Annotated in this window: 1 pseudogene; it reads right to left on the reverse strand. The window is 59.5% G+C overall.

The features are described from left to right. Window positions 1-240 precede the first annotated feature (240 nt). Window positions 241-432 (reverse strand): annotated as a pseudogene (locus tag G518_RS41230) (histone); the annotation flags it as partial.

A 432-nucleotide genomic window follows, 5' to 3' on the forward strand; every position in this document is an offset into this window, starting at 1 on the left:
CCGGGCCGCTCCCAAGATGAAAATGCGGCCCCCTCGGGGGGCAGCGGACCACGCGAAGCGGGGGAGCGTGGGGGCCTAGTTTCATCGCCGGGCCGTTCCCAAGATGAAAATCGCCGCGGCCGGCTTCGGTACCTCGGGGGGCAGCGGACCACATCCTTTTTTCAGACGTAAAAAAGCCCGGCACATTCTCATATGCCGGGCTTTGGATTATCGACTTTTAACAGTCGATAAGCTCACGCCTCAGGGCTTGCTGGCCAACGGGAAGGGCCATGCTGCCTGTGGATTCAGCGTCGTTTGTGCCGCAGGGGCAGGCTTTTTAGCAGGCGCTTTCTTCGCGGCTGCTTTTTTTGCTGGTGCCTTTTTCGCGGCTGGCGCTTTCTTCACTGCAGCTGTCTTAGCTGGTGCAGCTTTCTTGGCTGGTGCAGCTTTCTT

The organism is Ottowia thiooxydans DSM 14619 (genome assembly GCF_000422885.1).
GTDB lineage: Bacteria > Pseudomonadota > Gammaproteobacteria > Burkholderiales > Burkholderiaceae_C > Ottowia > Ottowia thiooxydans.